At 74.9% G+C, this 6,243-nt stretch carries 4 protein-coding genes; 3 read left to right on the plus strand and 1 reads right to left on the minus strand.

All coding sequences use genetic code 11. The features are described from left to right. Positions 1 to 3 precede the first annotated feature (3 nt). The gene (locus tag AB0K51_RS12705) at positions 4 to 2,340 is read left to right on the plus strand and encodes a SpoIIE family protein phosphatase (RefSeq protein ID WP_363453590.1); all 2,337 of its coding nucleotides are present in this window, start codon (positions 4 to 6) and stop codon (positions 2,338 to 2,340) included. An 84-nt stretch (positions 2,341 to 2,424) separates the two neighbouring features. Here the strand turns inward: AB0K51_RS12705 and AB0K51_RS12710 are convergent, their stop codons facing one another. Then, the gene (locus AB0K51_RS12710) at positions 2,425 to 3,429 is read right to left on the minus strand and encodes an aldo/keto reductase family protein (protein WP_363453592.1); all 1,005 of its coding nucleotides are present in this window, start codon (positions 3,427 to 3,429) and stop codon (positions 2,425 to 2,427) included. A gap of 258 nt (positions 3,430 to 3,687) precedes the next feature. Between AB0K51_RS12710 and AB0K51_RS12715 the strand changes: the two genes are divergently transcribed. Together AB0K51_RS12715 and AB0K51_RS12720 are read left to right on the plus strand one after the other, a co-directional pair. Continuing rightward, on the plus strand, positions 3,688 to 4,833 hold the full coding sequence (locus AB0K51_RS12715; protein ID WP_363453609.1) for an ROK family transcriptional regulator: 1,146 nt from the start codon (positions 3,688 to 3,690) through the stop codon (positions 4,831 to 4,833). Positions 4,834 to 5,065: 232 nt separating this feature from the next. Continuing rightward, a complete protein-coding gene (locus AB0K51_RS12720) occupies positions 5,066 to 6,073 on the plus strand; it encodes a hypothetical protein (RefSeq protein ID WP_363453593.1) in 1,008 nt (335 codons plus the stop codon). Positions 6,074 to 6,243 lie beyond the last annotated feature (170 nt).

Raw genomic sequence — 6,243 nt, forward strand, 5'->3', positions numbered from 1 at the left:
GACGTGGCGGCGGAGGAGCACGCGGAGAGCGGCGAGGCGGCGGGCGACCAGGCGGAGCGGGGCCGGGCGGAGCGGGAACGGCGGAAGGGTGAGCGGCGGATGGACGGCGGCGACGGCGGGCGGGCGCGGGTGCCCGACAGCGAGGAGATCGACCACGCGCTGATCGAGGCGCTGTTCGCGCAGGCACCGCAGGGCCTCTACCTGCTCGACCGCGACCTGCGGGTGCTCCGCTACAACAGCGCCGCGCGCGGCGTCCGCGGCGTGCCCTCCAGCAAGATCGTCGGCCACCGGGCGGGCGACTTCGCTCCGGGTTACGACCGCACCGAGCTGCACGCCCTCGCCCGGCAGGTCATGCAGGACGGCGGCTACGTCCGCGACCACCTGGTCCGCGGCCCGATGCCCGAGGACCCGAGCCGCGAGATGGTCGGCGCGTTCTCCTTCTTCCGGATCCGGACCAGCACCGGCCAGCCGTACCTGGTCGCCTCCGTCGAGGACGTGACCGAGCGCCAGGCCGCCCTCGACCGGCTCGACATCCTGCACGCCGCGCACCGCCAACTCGGCGCCTCGCTCGACGCCATCGGCTCCGCCCAGGAACTCGCCGACGTCGCCGTGCCCCGCCTCGCCGACTCCGCCACCCTCGACCTGCTCGACGAGCCGCTGCGCGGCCTCCCGCTGCGCTCCGGCCCGATCGACCCCGGCGCGCCGCTGCGCCGCGCCGCCTACCGGGCCGTCCGCGGAAGCGCGCTCACCGGCCCCTGGCAGGGCCCCATCCCGCACGGCTCGCTGTCCACCTACGGCGCGCCCACCCCCTACAGCCAGGTGCTAGAGGACGGCCGGCCCCGGCTGATCCGGCGGCTCACCGGCTCCGAACCGTGGCTCGCCTCCGACCCCGAACGGGGCCGCCGGCTGACGGCGCTCGGCGTGCACTCGATGATCGTCGCACCGCTGGTGGTACACGACGCCGTCCTCGGCATCCTGGCGCTCTACCGGTACCGGCGGATCGCCGCGTTCGACCAGGAGGACCTCGAACTCGCCGCCGAACTCGCCTCCCGCGGCGCACTCTCAATCGACAAGGCCCGCAGCTACGCCCGCGAACGCTCCATCGCCACCACCCTGCAACGCCAACTCCTGCCCCGGGAACCGGCCGACCTCAGCGCCGTGCAGACCGCGCACGTCTACCTGCCAGGCCTGGTCGGACCCGGCGGCGACTGGTACGACGTCATCCCGCTGTCCGCCACGCGGGTCGGCCTCGCCCTCGGCTCGGTCACCGGCACCGGTATCGAGGCCGCCGCCGTCATGGGCCAAATCCGCACCGCGCTGCGGACCCTGGCGGTCCAGGACCTGACGCCCGACGAACTGCTGGTGCGGCTCGACGACGCCGCCCGGGTCCTCGTCGAGGAGCAGCGCGAGAGCCTGCAGCCCGGGGCCGACCAGCTGCCCGACGGCCTCGCCTCCTGCCTCTACCTGATCTACGACCCGATCAGCCGGACCTGCACCGCCGCCTCGGCCGGCCACCCCGGGCCGATCGTGGTCGGGCCCGACGGCGCGGCGCTCGCCTTCGACGTCGAACCCGGGCTGCCGCTCGGCTGCGGGGACGGCTGCTACGAGACCACCGTCAGGGAGTTGGAGGAGGGCAGCCTGCTCGGGATGTACACCCGCGGGCTGCTCGCCGGGGCGAAGCCATCCAAGGGTACGGAGCCCGGTACCGAGGTCGAGCTTGCGGGCGTCGGCGAGGTGCTCCCCGCGGAACGCTCGGGCCCCGGCGTGTACTTCGCGGGCGGGGCGCCGCCCGCGGCCGGATCCGCCGTCCTGGAACGGGTGTTGGCCCGGCCCGGTGACGACCTGCACGAGATGTGCGACCAGGCCGTGTACGCGCTGCTGCCCGAACGGCACCGCGAGGACGCCGTGTTGCTGTTGGCGCGCACCCGGGCCCTGCCCGAGGACCAGGTCGCGGTGTGGACCCTGCCGGACGACCCCGCGGTGGTGCGCACCGCCCGCCGGCTCGCCGAACACCAGGTCGCGGCTTGGGGTTTGGAGGCACTCGAATTCTCCACCGACCTGATCGTCAGTGAACTCGTCACCAACGCGATCCGGTACGGCAAGGCGCCGATCCGGCTGCGGCTGATCCACGACCGGGGGCTGATCTGCGAGGTGTCCGACAGTTCCGACAGCACCCCGCACCTGCGCCGCGCCAAGAGCACCGACGAGGGCGGGCGCGGACTGTTCATCGTCGGCCAGTTGGCGCAGCGCTGGGGCACCAGGTTCGCCCGCCACGGCAAGACCATCTGGGCACACCAGGAGGAGCCGGTCTTCAAGCCGTCCGAACCCGACACGAGTTGAGGACGCGGCGGGCGGAAACTCGACGGCCGCGCGGCATCCGCGAGGATGACAGCCCGGCCGTCGCGACGGCCCCGAGGAGCAGCGTCAGGGACGCACCTTCGGGGAGTTCTCCGCGGTCTTGCCCGGGTCGAACTCGGCCACCGGGGACAGGACTTCGTCCATCCGGGCGAGCAGCGCCGGCTCCAGCTTCACACCCGCCGCCTTGACGTTCTCGGCGACCTGCTCGGGACGCGAGGCGCCGATGATCGCCATCGACACGTTCGGGTTCTGCAGCACCCAGGCCACCGCGAGCTGCGCCAGGGACAGGCCCGCCTCGTCCGCCAGCGGGCGCAGCAGCTGCACCCGCTCCAGCACCTCCGGGCGCATCCAGCGCGACACGAAGGTCGCGCCGCCCTTGGTGTCGGTGGCCCGCGAACCGGCCGGCGGCTCCGCGCCCGGCAGGTACTTGCCGGTCAGCACGCCCTGCGCGATCGGCGACCACACCACCTGGCCGATGCCGAGCTCCTCGGAGACCGGCACCACCTCGGCCTCGATGACCCGCCACAGCGCGCTGTACTGGGGCTGGTTGGAGACGAACGGGATGCGCAGCTCGCGGGCCAGCGTGTGGCCCGCGCGGATCTGCTCGGCCGTCCACTCGGACACGCCGATGTACAGCGCCTTCCCGGAGCGGACCACGTCGGCGAACGCCTCCATGGTCTCCTCCAGCGGAGTCGACGGGTCGAAGCGGTGCGCCTGGTAGACGTCCACGTAGTCGGTCTGCAGCCGCCGCAGCGAACCGTCGATCGACTCCATGATGTGCTTGCGGCCCAGGCCGCGGTCGTTGCGGCCCGGGCCGGTCGGCCAGAACACCTTGGTGAAGATCTCCAGGCCCTCGCGGCGCTCGCCCTTCAGTGCCCGGCCCATCACCGCCTCGGCACGGGTCTCCGCGTAGACGTCGGCGGTGTCGAAGGTGGTGATGCCCGCGTCCAGCGCGGCCCGGATGCACGCCGTCGCGGTCTCCTCCTCGACCTGCGAGCCGTGGGTGAGCCAGTTGCCGTACGCGATCTCACTGACGATCAGGCCGCTGCGGCCCAAGTGGCGGAAGTCCATGATCTGTACGTTACGCCAGACGAGGGCGCACGGCCGATAGCATCGCGGGGACGTGCCGTGGCGGCGGGTGCCAGCCCCGCCGGGGCCGGACCGAAGTCGTGGACGCGGTGGCGCGCCGGTACAGGGGCGGGCGGGGCTGCCGCACCGAGGAGGAGCACCGTGAACGACCCGCTCGAGCCGCCCGCCGCAGCCCCGGCGCCCGCCGCGGTCCACCCGCCGGGCACCGGTGTCGAGCCCGCCCGGTGGAACCGGCAGCGGCTGCGCAGCAACAACGAGTGGCTGCTGCTGGAGCGGCTGCGCACCGCCGGGCCCGCCTCGCGGGCCCAACTCGCCCGGGACACCGGCCTGTCCAAGCCCACCGTGTCGGCCGCGCTGGCCTCGCTCGAACAGGCCGGGCTGGCCCGCGAGGCCGGCACCGTCGCCCCCGAACGCGGCCGCACCGCCGTCCTGTACCGGGCCGACCCGACGGCCGGGTACGTCCTCGGCATCGACGTCGGCCGGGCCCGCCTGCGGGTCGCCGTCGCGGACCTGGCCGGCACCGTCGTGGCGCGCCGCAACGTCGCCAACCGCGGACGCACCGGCACCGCCGTCGCCACCGCCCTGGTGGCCACCGCGCGCGAGGCCGTCGCCGAGGCCGGACTCGGCGACGGCGACGTGGTCCGCGCGGTGATCGGCAGCCCCGGCGTGTGGGACGAACGGCGGCGGATCATCCGCCACGCCGCGCACCTGCCCGGCTGGGCGAAGCCCGGCCTGCTGGACGGGATCGTGGAGGGCCTGGGCACCGAGGTCGCCGTCGGCAACGACGCCAACCTGGCCGCCCTCGGCGAGTACACCTTCGGTGCGGGCGCCGGCGCCTCGGTCTTCGCCTACCTGCTGGTCGGCACCGGCCTGGGCGTCGGCGTGGTGCGCGGCGGGGAGCTGCTGACCGGAGCGCACGGCGCGGCCGGGGAGATCGGCATGCTGAAACTTCCCTGGGGCAGCGCTGAAGTGACGGATGGTCAGGTCTCCCTGGAGGAGGTGGTGGCGGCCGACTCGGTGGTGCGGACCGCGCAGCAGCTCGGCATGGCCGGCCCGCTCACCGCCGCCCGGGTCTTCGCCGCGGCCCGCGGCGGCGACCCGACGGCGCTCCGCGCGGTCGAGCTGTCGGCCGAGCAACTCGCCTTCGCCGTCGCGGTGGTGGCCACCGTGATCGACCCCGAGGTGGTGGTGATCGGCGGCGGCCTCGGCCGCAGCGCGGACCTGCTGCTGCCGCCGCTGGACGAGGCGCTGCGCCGCAGCTGCGCGCTGCGGCCGCGACTGGTCGCCAGCGCACTGGGCGAGGACGCGGTGCTGCTCGGCGCGGTGGCGACCGCGCTGGACACCGCCCGGCTCGCGGTCTTCGAACGCCGCACCGCCGCCGGATAGCGGGGCCGGTGGTCGCCCGGGTGGGGTCTTTGGGCCCTACCGGCGGCGCGGCCCGCGGGCGGAGGCTCAAGGCAACGGACTGGACGGTGATCGGACGGCCGGCGGGCAGTCGGACGGCGGGCAGTCGAACCGGGCGGCCGGTCGGCGGCGAGGGACGGCGATCGGTCGCCGTAGACGGTGATCCGTGACGGTCCGTGGCGATCGATGGCGATCCGGCGAGGAGTGATCCGCGATGACCGAGACTGTGCGTGAGCCGGTGCAGTGGGGCGATGACCGTGAAGCCGGCGACGATCGCGAAGCGGCGTTGGGGGCCGACGAGTTGCTCCTGCTGGTGGAGGCGGCCGGGTTGGCGCCCTCGCTGCACAACAGCCAGCCGTGGCGGTTCCGGCCGCTGCCGGACGGCCCTGGCGTGCTGGTGTACGCGGACCGGGACCGGGCGGTGCCACTGGCCGACCCGGACGGGCGGGCGCTGATGGTGTCGGTCGGTGCCGCGCTGTTCAACCTGCGGGTCGCGGCCGCCCGGCTCGGCCGGCCTGTATGGGAGTCGCGGCTGATGCCGGGCGGCGGACCGGTCGCCGAGGTGCGGTTCGGCGAGCGCGGCGAGCCGTACGGCATCGGGGAGTTGGCGGCGGCGATCGGGCAACGGCACTCCAGCCGTGAGCCGTTCGCGAACCGCGACGTGCCGGAGGCGGTGATCGCGGAGCTGATCGCGGCGGCCGAGGCGGAGGGTGCCACGCTGGAGGCGCTGGAGGAAGCCGGGGCCCGCCGGGTGCTGGCGCTGACCGCCGAGGCCGAGGCGCGGATCGCCGCGGACGCCGCCCGCCGGGCCGAGACGGGGAGTTGGCTGCGCGGCGAGAGTGCCGCCGACGGCATCCCGGCCGCCGCACTCGGACCGCAGGACCACGAAGCCCACGTCCCGATGCGGGACTTCACCGGCCGCGGCCCCGTCCAGGCCCGGCGCTTCGAAGCCCTCCCGCAGGTGCTGACCGTCACCACCCACGGCGACACCGCCGCGGACTGGCTGCGCGCCGGCCAGGCCATGGAACGCGTCTGGCTGCTCGCCACCGCGCGCGGCCTGCGGCTCTCGGTCCTGCACCAGGCCGTCGAACTCCCCGACACCCGTTGGCGCCTGCGCGACCCCGAACACGGCGTCGGCACCGTCCAGCTGGTCCTGCGCATCGGCTACGGCCCGCCGGGCACCGCCACCCCGCGCCGCCCCGTCACCGACCTGCTCGGCTAACAGGCGAGCCGACCGGCCGGAGCGCCGGCGGTCGGTCGTGGCCTCCGGACGGCAGCGGGTGACACGAAAGAGTGAAGGCGGGCGGGGCGCCCGGGGGGGGGGGCGGTGAGGTGGCGGGGGCGTTGTGCGGTGGCGGGGTCGAGTCGGCGCAGGTGGGTCTTCTTGATCCA

This window comes from Kitasatospora sp. NPDC049285 (assembly GCF_040678815.1).
Classification (GTDB): domain Bacteria; phylum Actinomycetota; class Actinomycetes; order Streptomycetales; family Streptomycetaceae; genus Kitasatospora.

Coding starts and splice junctions, on each gene's coding strand:
- AB0K51_RS12710 (WP_363453592.1), bottom strand. CDS start 3,429: ATGGACTTCCGCCACTTGGGCCGCAGCGGCCTGATCGTCAGTGAGATC.
- AB0K51_RS12720 (WP_363453593.1), top strand. CDS start 5,066: ATGACCGAGACTGTGCGTGAGCCGGTGCAGTGGGGCGATGACCGTGAA.